This is a genomic window from Hymenobacter sp. APR13, assembly GCF_000737515.1.
Lineage (GTDB): Bacteria > Bacteroidota > Bacteroidia > Cytophagales > Hymenobacteraceae > Hymenobacter.
Genome location: NZ_CP006587.1, coordinates 4,461,946 through 4,483,121, shown reverse-complemented (window position 1 = coordinate 4,483,121; position 21,176 = coordinate 4,461,946). Strand labels below are relative to the sequence as shown.

Sequence of the window (21,176 nt, the reverse complement as noted above, 5' to 3'; positions counted from 1 at the left end):
TGAAGAATTTGGAGGCTTGGCCTGTGCCGGCCGTCAGAAAATCATTACAGATTGTTCACTACTAATTACTAATCAAACCACTATGCCCGACGCAGTACCTCCCGGATTTGAAGGCTTGGCTACGGGCCGCGCCTACTTCACGCAGGAATCCATGCTGGCGGTGGAAACCCGGAAGCGCAAGCTGTTCATCGGGTTGCCGCGCGAAACGTCGCTGCAGGAAAACCGCATCTGCCTCACGCCCGAAGCCGTGAAGCATCTGGTGGAGGAAGGCCACGAAATCATCATTGAAAGCGGGGCCGGGGAGCCCAGCAAATACTCCGACCATAACTACTCCGAGGCCGGCGCCACTATTGCCTACTCGCAAAAGGAAGTCTACGAGGCCGACCTTATCCTGAAAGTAGCGCCGCCCACCCACGACGAGATTCAGTTTCTGAAAGCCAACCAGACCCTGATTTCGGCTCTGCAGTTTGGCACGCTTACCGCCGAGTACGTCATGGCCCTCACCCGCAAGAAGGTGAATGCCATCAGCTTCGAGCTGATTAAGGACCCGAGCGGGGCGCGGCCGGTGGTGCGCGCCATGAGCGAAATTGCGGGCTCCACGGTCATGCTGATTGCGGCCGAGTATCTGGCGCGCTCCAACGAGGGCAAGGGCATCATTTTGGGCGGCATCACGGGCGTGCCGCCGTCGCAGGTCGTGATTCTGGGGGCCGGCACGGTGGCCGAGTATGCCGCCCGCGCCGCCACCGGCCTGGGCGCCGAGGTGAAGGTGTTCGACAACCACCTCTACAAGCTGCGCCGCCTCAAGCAGAACCTGGGCACCCAGCTCTACACCAGCACCCTCGACACGTTTGCGCTCAGCCAGCAGCTGCGCCGCGCCGACGTGGTGATTGGGGCCCTCAACGCCGAGGAAGGCCGCGTGCCGTTCATGGTGCCCGAAAGCATGATCAGCAGCATGGCGCCCGGCTCGGTCATCATCGATGTGAGCATCGATCAGGGTGGCTGCTTCGAAACCAGCGAGATGACTAGCCACAGCAAGCCCGTGTTCCGCAAGTACGACGTGATTCACTATTGCGTGCCGAATATTGCGAGCCGTGTGCCGCGTACCGCGACCAACGCCCTGAGCAACATCTTCACGCCCATTCTGCAGGAAATCAGCCAGCACGGCGGCATCAACGAGGTGCTGTTCACCAATGAGCACTTCCGCAGCGGCGTCTACATCTACAAAGGCTCGCTCACCAACGCCACCATCGCCAAGCGCTTCAACATGCGCTATAAGGAGCTAGGCCTGATGATTGCCGTGCGCAACTAGGATCACGGATTAGCACGGATTTCAGCGGATTACACGGATTTTGTGGACGACTCCGGATGAGCAGGGCCGGCGCGGAAGCGCTGGCTCTACTTGTTTTAAGTAGCCGGACATTATTCAAATGTCTGATTGACGATTATTCGGGGATTGTCTGGATACCTAGCCCTTATGTCTTGCTACTTAAGGGCATTTGGTGTGAATATTGTGCGTGGCTGCCCGCCGCGGCGTTGGCGCTTGTGCGCGGGCAGGGGCAGCTTCCTTCCTTACTTCTACTTTACTTATTCTATCTATGACCAGATGTTACGTATCGGCCGTGGCCGGGCTGTGGCTGACTTGCAGCGCTCCTGTCTTCGCGCAAACCCTGGCTGCTACCACGCCGGCCGCATCGTCGTCGTCGGCCGCCGCCGCCGTGGCCCACTCCGGATTGAGCACCGCCCGCTACGACCGTTCGGATACCTTGCGGGCGGTACAGCACCTGTTTGTGCAGCGCTCCAGGGCCACCCGTGGCTGGCTGCAGACGGGGGCCGGCCTGATGACTACAGCCGCCGTAGAAAAAACGGCACTGGCGCTGTCTGCCGCGAAGAAAACCGACAAGCAATCCTACCAGGCCCAGCAGCAGGAGGCCAACGGCGACCTGCTGCTGGGCGGGCTGATGGCCGGCTACGGCCTCTTCCGGCTCAGCCGGTTCGGGCCGCAGCAGTACCAGCGCGTAACCGAAGCATACGCGCAGGGCCAGCCGCTGCCGTCTTATCTGGCGCGCCGGCTGAAAACGAAGTATTTCCGGCTGCTGCCTGTTGACCGATGAGCCCTAAGCTTCAGCCGCCCCTGTTGCGCCGCTGGGCTGCCCGCCTGGAGTTGGCGGTAGTGGCCTGCGCATGGCTGTACGTGTTGGGCCGCACGCTATTGACTGAGGGAGACTACCGCTACGTGGGCCGGCTGCCGGCCGGGCCGGAAGGGTGGATGTTCACCTTATATCAAGCCAACGAGTTCGACTGGACGACGGCCGTGGACTATGAACTGAGCTACCGCGGCCAGCGGCAGACCGGACCGTACCTGCTGGTGGGCAGCACCGACTTGGCCCGCATCACTGATTTCCAGGCCGGGCAATGCGGGCCGATTCTGTACCTGGCATTCGATTCTTACGATTCCACCCGCCGGATCGGAGCCTTCTACGATACCCGCTGGCGCCCTGGTTATTACGATTCTCTGAAATTTTACGGCTCCTTTCGCCAGCACCAACAAATTGACTCCCTCTTGCTGGAGCAAGTGCAGCAGTGCCGCCCGGAATTGCAGCTGCCCTGATTCTGGTGCGCGGCGTCTACTCCGCGGCCAGCAGCAGCACTTTCCACGCGTCCGGCATATTACCTTCTTCCAGCAGCTTCTGGCCCAGCAGGATCAATTGGCGGCGTTGCTCGGACTGGTCGGCGGCATGTTTGCTGAGGGTGTAGCTCACCATTGGATCCTGGCGGAACGCCTGCACCTGCTCGGGCGTGGGCATGGCTTCGGCTTCGATGTTGGCGAGGCGGCCCAGGTTGTTGCCGGTCAGGATGGTGGACTCGCGCAGGTAGGTCGGGAGCTGGTCGAAGCCGATGCCGAGGCGGCGGTTGGGCTTGGGCACTTCGAACAGGGTTTCGGCCGAGCGGCTGTACCAGTCGCCGCCGAGGCGGGCCACGGCGTCGAGCTTGCGCGGGTCGATGCCGATACCGGAGGGCAGGATGATGTCTTCGCGGAAGTGGGCCAGCACCACGCGGCACAGCACCAGGTTGCCGGCGCCGTTGTTCTGTCCCAGCTCAATCACCTGCTCTACCACGCACTCGAAGGCGGCCGGGGCTTCCAGCACGCGCGGCGGCCGCACCAGCTGGCTGGACGCCTGCGTAAAACCGGCTTTCACGAACTCATTCACACCCTTGGCATATTCGGTGCTGGCCAGCGACATCTGCTCCACCATGGCGTAGTCGCAGATGTGGACCACGCACTCTGCCACTTCGCGCACGTTCTGCAGGGTATGCTTCTGCGAGTTGTCGCGCACACGGTTGGCGGGCGAAAACGCCAGGATGGGCGGATTGGAGCCGAAACAGTTGAAGAAGCTGTAAGGGCTCAGGTTCACGCTGCCGTCGGCGGCCACGGTGCTCACGAAGGCCACCGGGCGCGGGGCCACGGCCCCCACCATAAACGGGTGCCAGTCGGAAGGGCTTAGCTCGGAAGGAACGATGGTGCGGAAGGCAGCAGACATAGGGCAGGAGGGAAGGCGGCACCACGGCCGCCGGGTGGGAAGAAGAACAGGACGCGTTGAGGCCGCAAATATGCCACAAACCACCCGGACTGCGGCCGCCGTTGCGCGAACAGCAAGGTGTGCGCCTCTACCACCTTGCGGCTGGAACGGAGCTAAGCCGGAACAGTCCAGGCCGTGGGCAGCGGCTTGGCTTCCACAGGCAGCTGTATGATGAACTCGGTGTACTCGCCCTCCACGCTTTCCACCCGCAACGAGCCGCCGTGGCCGCGGGTGATGATATCGTAGCTGACAGCCAAGCCGAGCCCCGTACCCTCGCCGCTGGGCTTGGTCGTGAAAAAGCGCTGAAACACGTTGGCCTTGGCGGCCGCCGAAATGCCCAAGCCGTTGTCGCGCACCCGAATCTCCACGTAGTCGCCAACAAGCTGGGTGCTGAGCAGAACCTGGGGCACGTAGTCGTCGTCGAGGCCCTGGCGCTGGCGCTGCTGCACAGCGTAGAAGGCATTGGTGAACAAACTCACCAGCACCCGGCCTACATCCTGCCGTACGAGCGGAACCATCGGCAGATCGGGCCACAGCCGAGGCAGCAGCGCCGCGTTGAAATGACGGTTTTTCAGGCGCTGGTCGTGATATACGAGGCGCATATACTCGTTGGCCAGCACGTTGAGGTCGGTGGGCTGGCGCTGGGCGGGGCTGTTGCTGGAGTAGTCCAGCATGCCGGCCACAATGTCGTCGGCGCGCTGCCCTTGCTTGACAATGCGCGACTGGTAGCGGCTCAGGTTATCAAACATGCCCTCAATGTCCTGCTGCTCATCGAGGGCCAGCGGGAGCTTGGCCAGCTCCTCCCTGATTTCCTGGCAGAGGGCCACACTGATGGCCGCTAGGTTTTTCACATTGCTGATCGGGTTCTGAATCTCCTGCGCCACCCCCGTCATCAGCTCGCCCAGCGTGGCCATCTTCTCACGCAGTACCAGCTGGCTCTGGGCCGCCCGCAGCTCCTGTAGCATGTGGGCCAGCCGGTCGCGCTGCTGGGTGAGCTGGCTTTTCTGCTCCGTTACCTGCTCGTTGAGTTGGCGCAACACCTGGTTGGCGCGGCGCTGCCGCCATACAAAAGCGCCCAGCAGCAAGGCCGTGAGGGCCATGATGCCCAGCCCGGCCCACAGCAGATACAGGCGGAGCGAGGCATTGAAGCGGCTGGTTTCTTCTTCCAGCTGGCGCAGGCGCTGCTGTTCGGCAAAGCCGATGGCATCGAGCTGCTTGATGCGCTGCGGGTCGTGCAGGCTGTCCTGGGCCGTAAGCATGATGCGCAGGTACTTGAGCGTGCTGTCGGGTCGGCGCTGGGCCTCGAAGGCATTAGCCAGCAACGCACTATTGCGCATCACGCCCAGCATAAACGGCAGCTTTTGTCCTACCGTCAGCGCCTGCCGGGCGTAGAAGATACTGGAATCGGGCAGCTGGCGGGAGCGGTAGAGCTCGGCCAGGTACTGATAGGCCCGGCTGCGGCTGCGCTGGTCGTTTTCGGGTACCGACGCTGCGGCACTGCGGTGATAGTAGACAATGGCTTGGACCGTTTGGCCGCGCGAAGCATGCAGCAGGCCAATTTCGCGCAATACGTAAGGCAGCGGATTGCCCCAGCAGCTCCAGCCGCGCGGGTGCGGGGCAATGGTGATGGCGTGCGCCCGGTCGAGGAAGTAGGCCGTGGAATCCAGCTGGTGCAGGCCCTCGTAGCTGGCGCCCAGGTTGGTGAGCACGCTGATTAGCTGCGAATCGTCGGTGCTGCCGCTTTGCTCATACAGCTGCAGCGCCCTAAAGAAATAGCGCAGCGCCGGCCGAAAATCGTCGAGGGCGAAGTAGAGCAGGCCGGTCTGGTTGAGGGTGCGGGCTGTGCCGGCCAGGTCGTGGCTGTCCTCGTTGAGCTGCAGCGCCTGCAGGTTGATGCGCAAGGCGGCGGGCAGGTTGCCCCGCTCGCCCATCAGAATGCCCAGCCTCGACAGGCAGCGCCCCTCGCCCCGGCGGAACCCGATACGGCGGGCCAGCCGCAGTCCGCGCTGGGCGTAGTAGCGCACCGAGTCGAAGCGGGAGTAGCGGTAAGTGGCGCTCAGGTCGGCCAGCAGCAGCACGCGGGCCGTGTCGGAAGTGGCTTGGGCGAGGGCGCGCTTCAGCGGGGCAGATTCGGGGCTCTGGGCCCGGGCCAATGGGCCGGACAGCAACAGCAAAACACCCAACAACGGCACCCAACGACAGATGATCATGCGTGAAGGTAACCACGCGTGTAACGTGTGGCAAGCCATACGCGCGAGCCATACGACGAATCCAGCCCGCAGTCCGACGAGCCTGCTATCTTACCGGCCCGGCAATTTCCCTTTATCCCTATCCCGATGCCAATTTCTACCCTTCCATTATGGCTGGCGGGCGCGCTACCACTGCAGGTTGCCGCTCAGGTACTTCCACCGGCTGCCCCGGCCGATACCAGCCAGCTTCGGCAGCATCTGGTGGCCCTCGTCGGCACCCCCGAGCCGCGCAATTATCAGCACTTGCCCAGCCTCAACCAGGCCGCGCGCTACATCGAGCAGCAACTGCAGGCAGCCGGCGCCCAGCCCGTGCGGCAGCCCTACGACGTGCAGGGCAACACGTATTACAACGTCATCGGCCGCTTCGGGCCTGCTACCGGCCCGCAGCTGGTGGTGGGGGCGCACTACGATGTGTGCGGCGAGCAGCCCGGCGCCGACGACAACGGCACCGGCGTGGCGGCGCTGCTGGAGCTGGCCCGGCTGCTGGGGCGCCAGCCCACGTTGCCCTATGGCATCGAGCTGGTGGCCTACACGCTGGAAGAGCCGCCGTTTTTCCGGACGCCGCAGATGGGCAGCTACGTGCACGCCAAGGCGCTACACGACGCCGGCGTGCCGGTGCGCGGCATGGTGGCTTTGGAAATGCTGGGCTATTACGACGACCGAAAAGGCAGTCAGGACTACCCGTTTGGGCCGCTGAAATGGGTGTATGGCGGCCGCGGCAACTACGTGACGGTGGCCCAGAAATTCGGGAACGGGCAGTTTGGGCGGCAGTTTGCGCGCCGCTACAAAGGCCTGGCCACGCTGCCTGTGCGGCGCTTCAAGGCCCCGGCCTGGCTACCCGGCATCGATTTCTCCGACCACCTCAACTACTGGCAGTTCGGCTACCCGGCCGTGCTGCTCACCGACACGGCCTTTTACCGCAACAAGCACTATCACCAGCCCACCGACACCCTGGCCCGCCTGGACATGCGCCGCCTGGCCCTGGCCGTGGATGCCCTGCTGGCCACCCTGCTACGCGGCTGAAGTAGTAGCGTCGGGCAACTGCCCGACCCACACCCAGCCAGTCTGCACCATTAGGTACTCATCATAGTCTTCTGGCTGACAGAGGTAATGCGGTTTTGCCAGGGCCCAGGCTGGCCAGCCATCCGGGTAATCAAACGAATCCACCAGAACCTCCCAAGGGTGCGCGTGCCACGTCAGGGTATCCGCGCCGGGCAATGCGCGGTATCCTGCTGGCAGGGGAGGGCCCGCTGGGTCAGCTTCCTGAAGCCTGTCACGATACCGCGCCCGCATCCCTTGGATAGCTACTACTACTTTTGAGCTGTGTGCAAACTCAGGGCTACAAACCAGCCAGATAGCCAGATAGAATGGCTCGGGCTGCGCTTGTAGCTGTTGTTGCCAGTTGAAAAAGGTGGTGAGCAGGTGTCGGGCGGCCAGCTGCCGCACCCGTTTCGGCGGTTGCCGATGGTGCCAGTGCCAGACGCCCAGGCCAAGCCACTTGTAGTCGTAATAAGACTGTTGGAATCTTTGCTCTGAGAGTGACGCCGCGGTTTGGCTCAGCCGCACGAGGCGTTTCAGGTGGCGTTTGCCGCCGCGTATCTTCTTATGTCGGCCGTAGTTCATGTCCGGCAAAGGTATATCTGCGTATAACGCTCAATACTTGCTAAAATGGTATATCTTTACTAATTAGCTATAGCTATTTAGTAACCACTTACTCACCGACTCATGGTCCAGATCAGCTGCCCGAAGTGCGAATCCAAGGAAGCAACTAAAAGTGGCATAGTGGGAGGGAGGCAGCGTTATAAGTGCCGCAACTGCGGCTACCACTACTCGGTGGCCAAGACGGGCAAGGAAACCAATCCGTACTACGTCATCAAGGCGCTGCAGCTGTATGTGGAGGGTGTGAGCTACCGCGAGATTGAGCGGCTGCTGGGTGTGAGCCACGTGAGCGTGATGAACTGGGTGAAGAAGTACGGCGTGAAGGCGCCCCGCCAGACCGAGTATCACCCCACCTATAAAATTCTCAATCAGAAGGAATTGGCGGAGTTTTTTCAGAAACCTGAAAACTTGAAGGAGGCCGGGCTGATGGTGACGGAGCTGGGCGACAAGTACATGATGATCCGCTGGGAACGGTTCCGGCAGGGGTAGCGGCTATAGTGGTTAGCGGAAGTATAGCAACGAAGTGGCTTATGTTGAAGGATTCCGCTATTTGGTGGTGTCGTCTGGCCTCATGCAATCGGCCGGCTGCCCATCCTGCGCTTCTCCACTTCCATTCCCACCACTTCTACCATGCAAAACACCCGTTACGCGCTGGCGCTGAGTGCCCTTCTTTCGGCCGCCGGGGCCTCGGCCCAGGTGACGCCCACCCCGCCACCCGGCACCACCCCGCCGGCTCCGGCTCCGGCGGCTCCCGCCCCCGTAGTAGCGGCCACGCCCGCGCCGCCCTCCGAGTCGGTGCCGTACGGCGCGGGTATGAAGTTCAACCTCTCGCCCGATGGCACGAAGTACGTGCGCTTCCTGACCTGGCACCAGGTGTGGGCCCGCTACACCGAAAACAATACCGGCACGCTGCGCGCCCCCGGCAAGCCCCAGTCTGATCAAATAGACTTCGCCCTGCGCCGCTCGCGTCTCATCGTGCTGTCGCAGCTGAATCCGCGGTTTCTGGTGTACACACACATCGGCATCAACAACCAGACGGCGGTAAGCGGTGGCTTTGCGCCGGCTGTGGACGGCAAGAAGCCCCAGCTGTTTGTGCACGAGGCCGTGGTGGAATACAAAGTAAACAAGTACCTGAACCTGGGCGCCGGTATGCACTACCAGAATGGCCTCTCGCGCATGACGCGGTCCAGCACCATTAACTACCTGACCCTGGACGCGCCTCTTACCAACTGGCCAACCATCGAGGCCATCGACCAGTTTGTGCGGGGCATCGGGGTGTACGGCAAGGGCCGCGTGGGCAAGCTCGACTACGTGCTGTCGGTCAACGAGTCGTTCCTGACCAACCAGACCGGCGCCTTCAGCACGCCGCTGGGCCTGGGTGCCACCACGGGTACGGGCGCCGCCGCCGTCAACCGCGGCACCAACGTGGCGCAGTACAATCCGCAGGGCACCAACCACGTGTACCAGGGCTACTTCAGCTACGAGTTCCTGGATCAAGAAGCCAATCTGCTGCCGTTCAACGTGGGCACGTACTTGGGCTCCAAGCGCGTGTTCAACATCGGGGCCGGCTTCTTCTACAACAAAGACGGCATGGTGTCGCGCTCCAGCAACAGCGTGCTGGACGCCGCGGGCATTGCCGCCACCACAGCTGCCGGCACCAGCGCCTTCAATACCGTGCCGGTTGACAAACACGACATTGCCCTGTTCTCGGCCGACGTGTTCTTCGACACGCCCATCAACAAGGAAACCGGCACGGCTTTCACGGCCTACGCCGTGTACTACAACTACAACATGGGCCCCAACCACACCCGCTTCATCGGGGCCTCCAACACCGGCTGGGGAACTGATGCCCGCCGTGGCAACGCCGTGCCTCACTCCGGCACCGGCAACGTGGGCTACGTGCAGGCTGGCTATCTGCTGCCCAAAAGCCTGCTGGGTCCCAAGCTGCGCGTGCAGCCCTACGCCTCGCACCTGCTGGCCGGCTACGAAGGCTTGCGCAAGTCCGACGGCGAGCAGCAGAACGTGAACATCTTCGACGCGGGCGCCAACTTCTACATCGACGGCCACAACGCCAAGTTCACGATCAACTACCGCGCCCGGCCCGATTTCACCGACGTGAACAACCTGGACTACAAGCCCGAAATCACGCTCCAGACGCAGGTAGCCCTGTAGGATAACTCCTCCCGACTTACGGCCACTAAAGCAGGAGTCAGCCCCGGAAAACGGGCTGATTCCTGCGCCGGACGTGGTTTTCACCCGCAACTTCATCTTCCCACTTCATTCTGTCCATCATGAACCAAAACCTACCGCAGCGCGACTCCGGAGCGTACTCCGGGGCCGCCCCCGTAGCCGGCACGGCCGGTGCCGTGACGCACGACAACAACGACGTTTCGACCAGCAAGATCTGGCAGGTGATTACGGCCTCCTCGGTGGGCACCGTAATCGAGTGGTACGACTTCTACATTTTCGGCTCACTGGCCGCCATCATCGGGCCGGTGCTGTTTGGCTCGACGGGCAAGATTGAGGACACCATTCTGGGCACGCTGGCCGTGTTCGGGGCAGGTTTCGTGGTGCGGCCGTTTGGGGCCGTGTTCTTCGGCCGCATCGGCGACATGATCGGGCGGAAGTACACGTTCCTGCTGACGCTGCTGATTATGGGTGGCGCCACGTTCGTGACGGGCCTGATTCCGAGCTACGACAAAATCGGCATTGCTGCGCCCATCATCGTGACCTTGCTGCGTCTGCTGCAGGGCCTGGCTTTGGGCGGCGAGTATGGCGGCGCCACCACCTACGTGGCCGAGCACTCGCCGGACAACAAGCGTGGCTACTACACCTCGTTTATCCAGATTACGGCCACGGCCGGCCTGTTTTTGAGCATTCTGGTGATTATCACCACCCGCAAAACCATGGGCGAGGACGCCTTCAAGGAGTGGGGCTGGCGCATTCCGTTCCTGCTGTCGGGGCTGTTGGTAATTGCTTCCTACTACATCCGCCGCAAGCTGCACGAGTCGCCGCTGTTTGCCAAGGCTAAGGCCGAGGGCAAGACCAGCACCAACCCGCTGCGTGAGTCGTTCGTGAACCCCGTAAACCGCCGCCTCGTGCTGATTTCGCTGTTCGGCGCTACTATGGGCCAGGGCGTGGTGTGGTACACCGGCCAGTTCTACGCCTACTCCTTCATGCAGAACACGCTCAAGCTCGACCTCGTGGACGCCTCGCTGGTGCTGTGCATTGCCCTGCTGATTGCCACGCCGTTCTTCGTGTACTTCGGTAGCCTCTCCGACCGGATCGGCCGCAAAAAGATCATCATGATGGGCCTGCTCTGCGGCGCGCTGTTCACCATCCCGATTTTCTACGGACTCAAGGCCTTCGCCGGTCCCCTGACGGAAGTAACCGCCGCCACCGTGGATGCCAGCGGCAAAGCCGTGCCGGCCGTGATGAAGGCCCTGACGCCCAGCCTCGTGCCCATGACGGTGCTCACCTTCTGCCTGGTGCTGTTCGTGACCATGGCCTACGGCCCAATTGCGGCTTACCTGGTGGAGCTATTCCCCACGAAAGTGCGCTACACCAGCCTGTCGTTGCCCTACCACATCGGCAACGGCGTGTTCGGGGGCTTCGTGCCGTTCATTGCCACGGCCCTGACGCTGCGCGCCGCAGCCCAGCCCGAAGGCACGCTGTTCAAAACCTACAGCAGCTTCGCCGGCCTGCTCTATCCGGTTATCATTGCCCTGATCTGCTGGTTTATTGGGCAGGCGCTGATGAAGGACGTGCGCAACGTGAAGCTGATGGAGGAAAACTCCGGCGATGTAAAATAGGCTGCCTGTTTCCGGCCGAAACCTACAAAATCCGCCGGGCCGTTGGTTCGGCGGATTTTGTAGGTTTAAGCGCTGCCGGTACTGCTCCCGGCCTCCTGCTACCAGCTCGTATTCCCCGCATGTCTGCTCCCTCCAAACCTGGCCCCGCACTGCCCTCCAGCCCACCACCCGACCGCCCGGAACAGCGGCTGGGCCAGCGTCTGCTGTTCGTGGCCGTGCTGTTCGGGGTGCTGCTCACGTTCCCGTTCCTGGGCACCTTCGACCGGGAAACGCGCATCGGCGGCATCCCCGGGCTCTACCTCTACGTGCTGCTCGCCTGGTCTGCGCTGGTAGCCCTCACGGGTTGGCTGGTGAGAAGAATTAGTAATTAGAAATTAGTAATTAAGAATTGATTGAGTACTGCAAGCGCCAAGAGCTGCACCGGTATTTTGCTACCCGACCGATGCCCGTTCATTCACCTTAAAACCACCTGAGAATTCTTCATTACGAATTCTCAATTACTAATTACACCCTCATGCCCACCTGGCTCGTCATTGGCTTTTCGTTTGGCTACCTCGCCCTGTTGTTTGGGGTGGCGTATGCGGCGGAGCGACGGGCCGGCTCGGCTCGGCGGAGTTTGGTGAGCAACCCTTATGTGTACGCCCTGAGCATGGCCGTGTACTGCACCGCCTGGACGTATTATGGCTCGGTGGGGCGGGCGGCCTACTTCGGGCTGGAGTTTGTGGGCATCTACCTCGGGCCCACGCTCATGGCCCCGATGGCGTGGCTGGTGCTGCGCAAAATCATCCGCATCTGCCGGCTGCAGCGTCTCACGTCCATTGCCGACTTCATTTCGGCGCGCTACGGCAAAAGCGCCTGGCTGGGCGCTCTCGTGACGGTGGTATGCGTGCTGGGCGTGGTGCCCTACATTTCGCTGCAGATCAAGGCCATTGCTGCGTCGTTCGACATCCTGACCGGGGGCGGCGGCACGCTGCACGCGGCGGGTAGCGTGGGGGTGTCGTCGGCGTTTGCCACCACGGTGGCGCTGGCGTTTTTCACCATCATTTTCGGGGTTCGTTCCATCGAGGCCACCGAGCGGCACGAGGGCATGGTGCTGGCTGTGGCTTTGGAAAGCCTCGTGAAGCTGGTGGCGTTTCTGGCGGCCGGCCTGTTCGTTACCTACGGCTTGTTTGATGGCTTTGCCGACGTGTTTGAGCGGGCCGCCAAAGTGCCTGATCTGAGCCGGCTGTTTACGCTGCAGGGCGCTGGCACCGGCGGCAGCCAGTGGCTTACGCTGCTGCTGCTGAGCATGTCGGCCATTCTGCTGCTGCCGCGGCAGTTTCAGGTGGCGGTGGTGGAAAACGTCAACGAAAACCACCTGCGCAAGGCCATGTGGCTGTTTCCGCTCTACCTCATCGTCATCAACCTGTTTGTGCTGCCGCTGGCCTTCGGTGGGCGCCTGCTCGACGGGGCCGGCCAACTCGATGCCGACACGTTTGTGCTGGCGCTGCCGCTGCAGGCGGGCCGGCCGTGGCTGGCGCTGCTCATCTATCTGGGCGGGCTGTCGGCGGCCAGCAGCATGATTATCGTGGAAACCATTGCGCTGAGCGTGATGATGAGCAACCACCTGCTGATGCCGCTGTTGGTGCGCGTGCCGGCCGCCCGCGCCGAAGGGCCGCGCTGGTTTGCCTACCTGGGCCAGGTGGCGCTGCACAGCCGCCGGCTGGCCGTGGTGCTGGTGCTGCTGCTGGCCTACGGCTACTACGTGGAGGTCAGCCATCTGCTGCCGCTGGTGAATATCGGGCTGGTGTCGTTTGCGGCGGTGGCGCAGTTTGTGCCGGTGGTGCTGGGCGGCCTCTACTGGAAGGGCGGCACCCGGCAGGGCGCTACGGCGGGCATTCTGGCGGGCTTCGTGGTGTGGTTCTACACGCTGGTGCTGCCCACGCTGGTCGGCCCCGAGCTGCTCCCCGACACCGTGCTCCGCGAGGGGCTGTTTGGCCTGCACTGGCTGCGGCCGTTTGCCTTGTTCCACCTCGAAGGCCTCGATTACCTGTCGCATGGGCTGTTCTGGAGCTGGTTTTTCAACCTGGCCTTGTACGTAGGGGTGTCGCTCCGGCGCCAGCCCACCGACCTGGAGCTGCACCAGGCCGACGTGTTCGTGGACGTGTTCCGGCACGGCGCCGGCTTCGAGGGGCGGGCCGGCTGGCAGGGCGTAGCGGCTTTGCCCGACGTGCGGGCGCTGCTGGCCGGCTTCCTCGGGAAAAAGCGCACCAACCAGGCGCTGCGGGCCTTCGAGGAGCGGTTTCCGGATGCTCACGCCCCCGAAACCGACGGCACGCCGGCTCCGCCCCAGGCCGACCCGCGTTTGCTGGCCTACGCCGAAAAGCTGCTGGCCGGCAGCATTGGGCCGGCGTCGGCACGGCTGCTGCTGCGCTCGTCGGTAGGAGTGGAGGACATCAGCTTCGACAACGTGGTGGGTATTCTCAAGGAAAGCCAGCAGCTGCTGGAAGCCAACCGCCAGCTGCAGAAGCAGCAGCGGCAGCTGCAGCGCCTCACCCAAGAGCTGCAGGCCGCCTACGACCAGTTGCAGGAGCTGGATCAGCACAAAGACGAGTTCCTCTATACCGTCACGCACGAGCTGCGCACGCCGCTCACCAGCATCCGGGCGCTGTCGGAAATTCTCACCGACAACCCCGACCTGGAAGAGGAAGAGCAACACCGGTTTCTGCTTACCATCACCAAGGAATCGGAGCGCCTGAGCCGGCTGATTACGCTGGTGCTGGACCTGGAAAAGTATGAGTCGGGCAAGGCCACCCTGGAAAAGGCCCCGGTGGACGTGGCCGACGTCATCACCGATGCGCTGGAAGCTGTGGGTCAGCTCATGCGCGCCAAGCACATCCACCTCGATTTAGCCGTGCCGCCCGGCCTGCCGCCCCTTTCCGGCGACCGGGACCGGCTGATGCAGGTGCTGGTGAACCTGCTCTCCAACGCCGTCAAGTCGTGCCGCGCCGACGGCGACGGCCGCATCCTAGTGAGCGTGGAAACCCCCGCCGACTGCCTGCGCATCACAGTGCAGGACAACGGCAAAGGCATCGACCCAGCGTTTCACCAGCTCATCTTCGACAAGTTCTTCCAGGCCCGCAACCAAACCATGCGCAAGCCCGAGGGCTCAGGGCTGGGGCTGGCCATCACCAAGAAAATAGTGGAGCTGCACGCCGGCCGCATCTGGGTGGAAAGCACCCCCGAGCAAGGCGCCCGGTTCTCGTTTGAGCTGCCGGTAGTATGAGCGTTTCAGGCCAAAAAGAACGTCATGCAGAGCTTGTCGAAGCATCTCGCGTGCTGACGTCAGATTACCATTCAAGCGTCAGCACGCGAGATGCTTCGACAAGCTCAGCATGACGTTCACTCGCAATTCCGCTCCACCCGCCCCATCCTCCGAAAACAACTACCCCATGCCTACCGCCCCGCACATTCTCATTGTCGATGACGAGCCCAACATCGTCATGTCGCTGGAATTTCTGATGCGCAAAAGCGGCTACCAGGTCAGCATTGCCCGCAACGGCACCGAAGCCCTGGAGGCCATCGACCACACCGCCTTTGACGTGGTGCTGCTCGATATCATGATGCCCGATGTGGACGGCTACCAGGTGTGCCGCCACCTGCGCCAGCGCCCCGACCGCGCCGCCACCCGCGTGGTTATGCTGTCGGCCAAAAGCAAGGAGGCCGACGTGCAGAAAGGCTACGACGCCGGCGCCGACCTCTACCTGCCCAAACCCTTCAGCACCCGCCAGCTCATGGAAAAAGTGCGCGAGTTGCTGCCGCTGGCCAGCAGCAGCTAGCCGCTTGCCGGTTCCGCAAAACGCCTTCTGCCCACCCACGCCCGTTTGCTTCCCACCCTATGAATTCCGCCTCTTCCTCTTACCTGGCCGAATACGCCGCCAGCCTCCAAAACCCCGAAGCTTTCTGGGCCGCGCAGGCGCAGCAGCTGCACTGGTTCCGGGAGCCGCCCCGGCCGGTGCTCAGCCAGGCCCCCGACACCGGGTTCTACCGCTGGTTCCGGGGCGGGCAGCTGAATACCAGCTGGCTCTGCCTGGACTACCACGTAGAAAACGGCCGCGCCGACCAGTCGGCCTTGCTCTACGATTCGCCGGTGACCGGCACCGTGCGCCGCTACACCTACCGCGAGCTGCTGGACCTCACCAGCCGCTTTGCCGGCGGCCTGCGCCAGCTGGGCGTGCAGCGCGGCGACCGGGTCATTATCTATATGCCCAATATGCCCGAGGCGGTGGTGGCCATGCTGGCCTGCGCCCGGCTGGGGGCGGTGCATTCGGTGGTGTTTGGTGGCTTTGCGCCCCACGAGCTGGCCGTGCGCATTGACGATGCCCAGCCCCACGTTATCGTCTGCGCTTCGGCGGGCATGGAAGTCACGACGCCCATTCCCTACAAACCCCTCGTGGATGCCGCCATCAGCAAGGCTACCCACAAACCCGCCCACGTGGTGGTGTTGCAGCGCGACTTCTGCGCGGCGGAAATGCAGGCTCCGCGCGACGTGGACTACCGCACGCTGCTGGAGGCCGCGCCCGTAGCGGCCGAGCCCCTCGACGCCACCGACCCGCTCTACATTCTGTATACCAGCGGCACCACCGGCAAGCCCAAAGGCGTGGTGCGCGACAACGGTGGCCACGCCGTAGCCCTGAAGTACAGCATGAGCGCCATCTACGGGGTCGAGCCCGGCGAAACCTTCTGGGCCGCCTCCGACCTGGGCTGGGCCGTGGGCCACAGCTACATCGTATACGGGCCGCTGCTGCACGGCTGCACCACGGTGCTCTTCGAGGGCAAGCCCGTGCGCACCCCCGACGCCGGCACGTTTTGGCGCATCATCCAGGACTATCAGGTGCGGGTGCTGTTCACGGCGCCCACCGCCATCCGCGCCATCAAGAAGGAAGACCCCGCCGGCCAGCTCGCCGGCCAGTACGACCTCAGCAGCCTGCGCCATCTGTTTGTGGCCGGCGAGCGGTGCGACCCGGCCACCTACGACTGGGCCGGCGCTACGCTGGGCGTGCCCGTCGTGGACCACTGGTGGCAGACCGAGTCGGGCTGGCCGATGCTGGCCACGCTGGTGGGGCTGCCCGATATGCCCGCGCCCCGCGCCGGCAGCGCCGGCCACGCCGTACCCGGCTACGACGTGCAGATTCTCGACGAAGCCGGCCTGCCTGTGCCCCGCGGTACCACCGGTCTGGTGGCGGTGCGCCTGCCGCTGCCGCCCGGCTGCCTGCCCACCCTCTGGCACGACGACGCCCGCTTCCAGCGCAGCTACCTCGACACCTTCCCCGGCTACTACCTCAGCGGCGACGGCGGCTACCGTGACGCCGAGGGCTACCTCTACATCATGGGCCGGGTGGATGACGTGATGAACGTGGCCGGCCACCGCCTGAGTACCGGCGAGATGGAAGAGCTGCTGGCGGCCCATCCGGCCGTGGCCGAGTGCGCCGTGCTGGGTATTGCCTGCGAGCTGCGCGGCCAGGTGCCCGTGGGTCTGGTGGTGCTCAAAGATGGCCAGACCCTCCCGAAACCCAGCTGGAGCAGGAGCTGGTGGCCCTCATTCGGGAGCAGATTGGGGCGGTGGCCTGCTTCCGGCACGCGGCCGTGGTGGCGCGCCTGCCCAAAACCCGCTCCGGCAAAATCCTGCGCAAAACCCTGCGCCAGCTCGCCGACGGCGAAGACTGCCCCATCCCGTCCACCATCGACGACCCCGCCATCCTCGACGAAATCCGGGAGGTGCTGCGCCGAAGGCAGATAGGGCAGGCGTTTGAAAACCCAGCAGCTACAAACCAAAGCTAAAAGCTAGTTTCCCTTCTTTCAAAGGAGGGACTAGTGGTGGTTGACAATCATTGAAAATCATCTAGTTCTAGCTCTAAAAACCGTTCAACGTTCATCAACCACCCCTAGCCCCTCCTCTCCAAGGAGGGGAACTAGCCTTAAAATTTCACCACCTCAATTCTCCCCCTACCATGCCCGAAACCCCTGTGAAACACGCCCGAATCCGTACGCTCGAAGAGTACCACGAAGCGTATCACCTCAGCATTCATCATCCCGAAGAGTACTGGGCCTCTGTTGCCGCGCCCTTCACCTGGCGCCGGAAGTGGGATAAGGTGCTGACCTCCGACATGGCCACCGGCCACAACGAGTGGTTTGCGGGCGCCCGCCTCAACATCACCGAAAACTGCCTCGACCGACACCTGGCTACGCGCGGCAACAAGCTGGCCATCATCTACGAGCCTAACGACACCAAGACCCGCCACCTGCGCCTCACCTACCGCGAGCTGCACCAGGAGGTCTGCCGCTTTGCCAATGTGCTGCACAACAACGGCGTGGAAAAAGGCGACCGGGTGTGCATCTACATGCCCATGATTCCGCAGCTGGCCATTGCGGTGCTGGCCTGCGCCCGCATCGGAGCGGTGCATTCGGTGATTTTTGCCGGCTTCTCGGCCACCGCCATTTCCGACCGGGTGAACGACGCCCAGGCCACCGTGGTGCTCACCGCCGACGGCCTCAACCGCGGCGCCAAGCAGATTCCGGTGAAGCGCGTGGTAGACGAGGCCCTGGAAACCTGCCCCGGCGTGCGCCGCGTCATCGTGGTGGAGCACCTCGGCTGGCCCGTAAACATGGAGGAAGGCCGCGACGTGTGGTACCACGAGGAAGCCGAGGGCGTGGCCAAAACCTGCCCCGCCGAGGAAATGGACGCCGAAGATCCGCTGTTCATCCTCTACACCTCGGGCAGCACCGGCAAGCCCAAAGGCGTGGTGCACAGCACCGCCGGCTACATGGTGTGGGCCGATTACACGTTCCGCAACGTGTTTCAGGTGGAAGAAAACGACATCTACTGGTGCACCGCCGACATCGGCTGGGTGACCGGCCACTCGTACCTGCTCTACGGCCCGCTGCTGGCCGGCAGCACCTCGCTCATGTTCGAGGGCATCCCTACGTACCCCGACGCCGGCCGCTTCTGGGAAGTCATCGACAAGCACTCGGTCAGCATCTTCTACACCGCGCCCACGGCCATCCGCAGCCTCATGGCCGCGCCCCTCGACAACGTGCTCAGCTACTCCCTCGACTCGCTGCGGGTGCTGGGGTCGGTGGGGGAGCCCATCAACGAGGAGGCCTGGTACTGGTACTTCCAGCACGTGGGCAAGGAGCGCTGCCCCATCGTGGATACCTGGTGGCAGACGGAAACCGGTGGCATCATGATTTCGGCCCTGGCCGGCATCACGCCCAGCAAGCCCACCCACGCGGGCCTGCCGCTGCCCGGGGTGCAGCCCGTGCTGCTCAACCAGGACGGCACCGAAATCGAGGGCAACGACCAGGAAGGCTACCTCGCCATCAAGCACAGCTGGCCCGGCATCATCCGCACCACCTACGGCGACCATGAGCGGGCCGTGCAGACGTACTTTGCGCCCTACAAAGGCTACTACTTCACCGGCGACGGCGCCCGCCGCGACGCCGACGGCCTCTACCGCATCATCGGCCGCGTCGATGACGTGATAAACGTGAGCGGCCACCGCTTCGGCACGGCCGAAATCGAAAACGCCATCAACCAGAACCACAACGTCATCGAGTCGGCGGTGGTGGCTTTCCCGCACGATGTGAAAGGCCAGGGCATCTATGCCTACGTCATCTGCCGGTCAGGAGCCGTGGAGAAAGAGTCTGACAAGGCGCACATCGAAGCCAGCATCATCGAAACCATCGTGGCCCAGATCGGCAAAATAGCCAAGCCCGACAAGATTCAGATTGTATCGGGTTTGCCCAAAACCCGCTCCGGCAAAATCATGCGCCGTATCCTGCGCAAAGTGGCTGAAGGCGAAATCAGCAGCCTCGGCGACACCACCACGCTGCTCGACCCAGCTGTGGTAGACGAGATTATCGAAGGCCGAAAATAGCCCAGCAGCTATTGCCGCTTCGGTAGCGGCTAAGCTGTAGCACAAAAAAACGCCCCAGCCGAAAAGCTGGGGCGTTTTTTTGTGCTATGCTGCGCTAACGCAGTGGTCAGTTAAAACCGGCTCAAGTAGTCTTTTTTGACACGCTTAACTTGCTTTTTCTTGCTTCTGCCCGACGACAGCCACACGACCAGACCAGCCGTTACGGCCCCAATCGTGGCCAGCTTTGTCACGAAGGCCGTGCGGTTATGCTTCCACTCCATATCATAGCCTTTCTCGGCCCAGATGTTGGGCAGCTTGCCGTGGGCCAGGTCGCCCACGATGCCTTCCACTACGTTCACCCGGTCGGCCAGCACCAGCGGCAGCCAGTGTTTGTACTCATTCTCGCTGTACTTGAATGCTACTCGCCGGATCATGCCGCTCAACCCCGCCGGCGGGGCCGGCGTACCAAACACGGCCGATACGTTGGGGCGCTCAATAGAGCGCAACACTTCCGTGTCTTCCGGTTGCAGATGATCGGGGCGGTGCTTGCTGTCGGGGTCCTCGCCCACGTTCATGCGCTTGCGCATGGGGTAGGTGGGGTCGTTTTTCGGGTCGGCATCAATGCCCCAGCCTTTGATTTGCTTGGGGTCGATACGAGGGTTTTTCGGGCTATTCTTCGGAGTCTTTTCCATGATGACGAGGCGTTACTGGTTGGCGGTAGGGGGCATCAGCACGGTTTTGATGCAGTTGTCCAGCTTGGCGGAGAACATGCGGTAGCCGTCGGCCACGTCTTCCAGCGGGATGCGGTGCGTAATCAGCGCCTTGGGGTTGAGCACGCCGTTCTGCACGTGCTCAATCAGGCGCGGCAGCAGGCGCTTCACCGAAGTCTGGTTGCCCCGGATAGTTAAGCCCTTGTTCATCATGTTGCCGATGGGCACGAGATTGTCCGTCGGGCCATATACGCCCACAATGCTCACCACGCCGCCTTTTTTCACGGAATTGATGGCCCAGTGCAGCGCCGTAGCCGAGCCGGCCTGCAGCAGCAGCTTACGGCCCGTTATGGTCTGCATGGTGTTGCCGGCCGCCTCGGCGCCCACGGCATCAATCACGCAGTCAGCGCCCATCCAGTCGGTGATTTTCTTGATGAACAGCACCGGATCGTTCATTTCCTTGAAGTTGTAAGCCTCGCAGTAGGAGTAGTTGCGGGCAAATTCCAGGCGGTAGTCTTCCTGGTCGATAATGATAACGCGGCCGGCGCCAAATAGCCAGGCGCAGCGGGCGGCCACAATGCCAATCGGCCCCGCCCCAAACACCACCACCGTGTCGCCGGTCTGGATGCCGGCCATTTCGGCGGCCTGGTAGCCGGTCGGGATGACGTCGGTGAGCAGCACGGCATCATCGAGGTCCATATCCGGCGGGATGATGGTGGGCCCCACGTTGGCGTAGGGCACCCGGGCGTATTCGGCCTGGCCGCCGTTGTAGCCACCGGCTGTGTGCGAGTAGCCGAAAATGGCCCCCACCGCCGTGGATTCGGTGTTGGATTCGTGGCAGTTGCCGAACATGCCCTGGCGGCAGAAGTGGCACTCGCCGCAGGCAATGTTGAAGGGCACCAGCACCCGGTCACCCACTTTTACTTTCGTGACATCGGCCCCGATTTCTACGATTTCGCCCACAAACTCGTGGCCGAAGGTGGAGCCCACGCGGGTGTCGGGCACGTTGCCGTTGTAGAGGTGCAGGTCGGAGCCGCAAATGCAGGTGCGTAATACGCGTACAATGGCATCCTGCGGGTGCATTATCTCCGGCATGGGTTTTTGCACGGCGCGGACCCTTTTCGGGCCCCGGTAGTCCATGGCTAGCATAAGTGTTTGGCTTTAAGGGAAATTGAACAGGTGAGACGAGGCCGCGGCGTGGCTGGAATGCAGCGCCTGCTACCAGAGTCGCTGTTGGGGTGTACCCGGTAGTGTGTGCCAAGGTTGTTAGTGT

Annotated in this window: 17 protein-coding genes and 1 pseudogene; 13 read left to right on the top strand and 5 right to left on the bottom strand. The window is 62.8% G+C overall.

The genetic code is table 11. The features are described from left to right. The first annotated feature begins 82 nt into the window (after nucleotides 1–82). The 3 genes from N008_RS18800 to N008_RS18790 all read left to right on the top strand — a co-directional run bounded on the left by N008_RS18800 (nucleotide 83) and on the right by N008_RS18790 (nucleotide 2,608). Nucleotides 83–1,309 carry an alanine dehydrogenase gene (locus tag N008_RS18800; protein WP_044017848.1) on the top strand — a complete coding sequence of 409 codons (1,227 nt, stop codon included), beginning with the start codon at nucleotides 83–85 and terminating at the stop codon, nucleotides 1,307–1,309. Nucleotides 1,310–1,595: 286 nt separating this feature from the next. Further along, nucleotides 1,596–2,111 (top strand): hypothetical protein, encoded by a 516-nt coding sequence (locus N008_RS18795; protein WP_156109411.1) that lies wholly within the window; start codon nucleotides 1,596–1,598, stop codon nucleotides 2,109–2,111. Further along, a complete protein-coding gene (locus N008_RS18790) occupies nucleotides 2,108–2,608 on the top strand; it encodes a hypothetical protein (RefSeq protein WP_044017846.1) in 501 nt (166 codons plus the stop codon). The genes N008_RS18795 and N008_RS18790 overlap by 4 nt, the downstream gene beginning before the upstream one ends. Nucleotides 2,609–2,624: 16 nt before the next feature. On the opposite strand, the gene N008_RS18785 is transcribed toward N008_RS18790, so the two are convergent. Then, entirely contained in the window at nucleotides 2,625–3,539 is a 915-nt protein-coding gene (locus N008_RS18785; protein WP_044017845.1) for a flavin reductase family protein, read from the bottom strand. Between the two features lie 152 nt (nucleotides 3,540–3,691). Beyond that, nucleotides 3,692–5,788 carry an ATP-binding protein gene (locus tag N008_RS21955; RefSeq protein ID WP_197062901.1) on the bottom strand — a complete coding sequence of 699 codons (2,097 nt, stop codon included), beginning with the start codon at nucleotides 5,786–5,788 and terminating at the stop codon, nucleotides 3,692–3,694. 126 nt (nucleotides 5,789–5,914) lie between these two features. Between N008_RS21955 and N008_RS18775 the strand changes: the two genes are divergently transcribed. After that, nucleotides 5,915–6,850: a M28 family peptidase gene (locus tag N008_RS18775; RefSeq protein WP_052381741.1), complete on the top strand. Its 936-nt coding sequence runs from the start codon at nucleotides 5,915–5,917 to the stop codon at nucleotides 6,848–6,850. Here N008_RS18775 and N008_RS18770 read toward each other — a convergent pair. Beyond that, nucleotides 6,839–7,450, bottom strand: a complete 612-nt coding sequence (locus tag N008_RS18770; protein WP_044017843.1) for a hypothetical protein — start codon at nucleotides 7,448–7,450, stop codon at nucleotides 6,839–6,841. The genes N008_RS18775 and N008_RS18770 overlap by 12 nt on opposite strands. A 102-nt stretch (nucleotides 7,451–7,552) precedes the next feature. Here N008_RS18770 and N008_RS18765 point away from each other — a divergent pair, with 102 nt between their 5' ends. The 9 genes and pseudogenes from N008_RS18765 to acs all read left to right on the top strand — a co-directional run bounded on the left by N008_RS18765 (nucleotide 7,553) and on the right by acs (nucleotide 19,214). After that, nucleotides 7,553–7,975 (top strand): terminase gpP N-terminus-related DNA-binding protein, encoded by a 423-nt coding sequence (locus N008_RS18765; protein WP_044017842.1) that lies wholly within the window; start codon nucleotides 7,553–7,555, stop codon nucleotides 7,973–7,975. Between the two features lie 141 nt (nucleotides 7,976–8,116). Then, nucleotides 8,117–9,658 carry a hypothetical protein gene (locus tag N008_RS18760; protein ID WP_231569746.1) on the top strand — a complete coding sequence of 514 codons (1,542 nt, stop codon included), beginning with the start codon at nucleotides 8,117–8,119 and terminating at the stop codon, nucleotides 9,656–9,658. A 119-nt stretch (nucleotides 9,659–9,777) separates the two neighbouring features. Beyond that, on the top strand, nucleotides 9,778–11,298 hold the full coding sequence (locus N008_RS18755; protein WP_081910886.1) for an MFS transporter: 1,521 nt from the start codon (nucleotides 9,778–9,780) through the stop codon (nucleotides 11,296–11,298). A 119-nt stretch (nucleotides 11,299–11,417) separates the two neighbouring features. Beyond that, a complete protein-coding gene (locus N008_RS23350) occupies nucleotides 11,418–11,669 on the top strand; it encodes a hypothetical protein (RefSeq protein ID WP_197062900.1) in 252 nt (83 codons plus the stop codon). 143 nt (nucleotides 11,670–11,812) lie between these two features. Further along, a complete protein-coding gene (locus N008_RS18745) occupies nucleotides 11,813–14,563 on the top strand; it encodes a sensor histidine kinase (RefSeq protein WP_044017841.1) in 2,751 nt (916 codons plus the stop codon). Nucleotides 14,564–14,729: 166 nt separating this feature from the next. After that, a complete protein-coding gene (locus N008_RS18740) occupies nucleotides 14,730–15,116 on the top strand; it encodes a response regulator transcription factor (protein ID WP_044017840.1) in 387 nt (128 codons plus the stop codon). Nucleotides 15,117–15,175: 59 nt separating this feature from the next. Next, a pseudogene (locus N008_RS18735) lies at nucleotides 15,176–16,783 on the top strand (AMP-binding protein); the annotation flags it as partial. Then, a complete protein-coding gene (locus tag N008_RS24185) occupies nucleotides 16,762–17,118 on the top strand; it encodes an AMP-binding enzyme (protein WP_316963314.1) in 357 nt (118 codons plus the stop codon). The pseudogene N008_RS18735 and the gene N008_RS24185, both read left to right, overlap by 22 nt. A gap of 170 nt (nucleotides 17,119–17,288) precedes the next feature. Further along, on the top strand, nucleotides 17,289–19,214 hold the full coding sequence (gene acs / locus N008_RS18730; RefSeq protein ID WP_197062899.1) for an acetate--CoA ligase: 1,926 nt from the start codon (nucleotides 17,289–17,291) through the stop codon (nucleotides 19,212–19,214). A gap of 110 nt (nucleotides 19,215–19,324) precedes the next feature. Here the strand turns inward: acs and N008_RS18725 are convergent, their stop codons facing one another. Both N008_RS18725 and N008_RS18720 read right to left on the bottom strand, forming a co-directional pair. Next, nucleotides 19,325–19,885 (bottom strand): hypothetical protein, encoded by a 561-nt coding sequence (locus N008_RS18725; RefSeq protein ID WP_044017839.1) that lies wholly within the window; start codon nucleotides 19,883–19,885, stop codon nucleotides 19,325–19,327. Nucleotides 19,886–19,897: 12 nt separating this feature from the next. Beyond that, entirely contained in the window at nucleotides 19,898–21,052 is a 1,155-nt protein-coding gene (locus tag N008_RS18720; protein ID WP_044017838.1) for a zinc-dependent alcohol dehydrogenase, read from the bottom strand. Nucleotides 21,053–21,176: the final 124 nt, after the last annotated feature.

Coding starts and splice junctions, on each gene's coding strand:
- N008_RS18800 (WP_044017848.1), top strand. CDS start 83: ATGCCCGACGCAGTACCTCCCGGATTTGAAGGCTTGGCTACGGGCCGC.
- N008_RS18795 (WP_156109411.1), top strand. CDS start 1,596: ATGACCAGATGTTACGTATCGGCCGTGGCCGGGCTGTGGCTGACTTGC.
- N008_RS18790 (WP_044017846.1), top strand. CDS start 2,108: ATGAGCCCTAAGCTTCAGCCGCCCCTGTTGCGCCGCTGGGCTGCCCGC.
- N008_RS18785 (WP_044017845.1), bottom strand. CDS start 3,539: ATGTCTGCTGCCTTCCGCACCATCGTTCCTTCCGAGCTAAGCCCTTCC.
- N008_RS21955 (WP_197062901.1), bottom strand. CDS start 5,788: ATGATCATCTGTCGTTGGGTGCCGTTGTTGGGTGTTTTGCTGTTGCTG.
- N008_RS18775 (WP_052381741.1), top strand. CDS start 5,915: ATGCCAATTTCTACCCTTCCATTATGGCTGGCGGGCGCGCTACCACTG.
- N008_RS18770 (WP_044017843.1), bottom strand. CDS start 7,450: ATGAACTACGGCCGACATAAGAAGATACGCGGCGGCAAACGCCACCTG.
- N008_RS18765 (WP_044017842.1), top strand. CDS start 7,553: ATGGTCCAGATCAGCTGCCCGAAGTGCGAATCCAAGGAAGCAACTAAA.
- N008_RS18760 (WP_231569746.1), top strand. CDS start 8,117: ATGCAAAACACCCGTTACGCGCTGGCGCTGAGTGCCCTTCTTTCGGCC.
- N008_RS18755 (WP_081910886.1), top strand. CDS start 9,778: ATGAACCAAAACCTACCGCAGCGCGACTCCGGAGCGTACTCCGGGGCC.
- N008_RS23350 (WP_197062900.1), top strand. CDS start 11,418: ATGTCTGCTCCCTCCAAACCTGGCCCCGCACTGCCCTCCAGCCCACCA.
- N008_RS18745 (WP_044017841.1), top strand. CDS start 11,813: ATGCCCACCTGGCTCGTCATTGGCTTTTCGTTTGGCTACCTCGCCCTG.
- N008_RS18740 (WP_044017840.1), top strand. CDS start 14,730: ATGCCTACCGCCCCGCACATTCTCATTGTCGATGACGAGCCCAACATC.
- acs (WP_197062899.1), top strand. CDS start 17,289: ATGCCCGAAACCCCTGTGAAACACGCCCGAATCCGTACGCTCGAAGAG.
- N008_RS18725 (WP_044017839.1), bottom strand. CDS start 19,885: ATGGAAAAGACTCCGAAGAATAGCCCGAAAAACCCTCGTATCGACCCC.
- N008_RS18720 (WP_044017838.1), bottom strand. CDS start 21,052: ATGCTAGCCATGGACTACCGGGGCCCGAAAAGGGTCCGCGCCGTGCAA.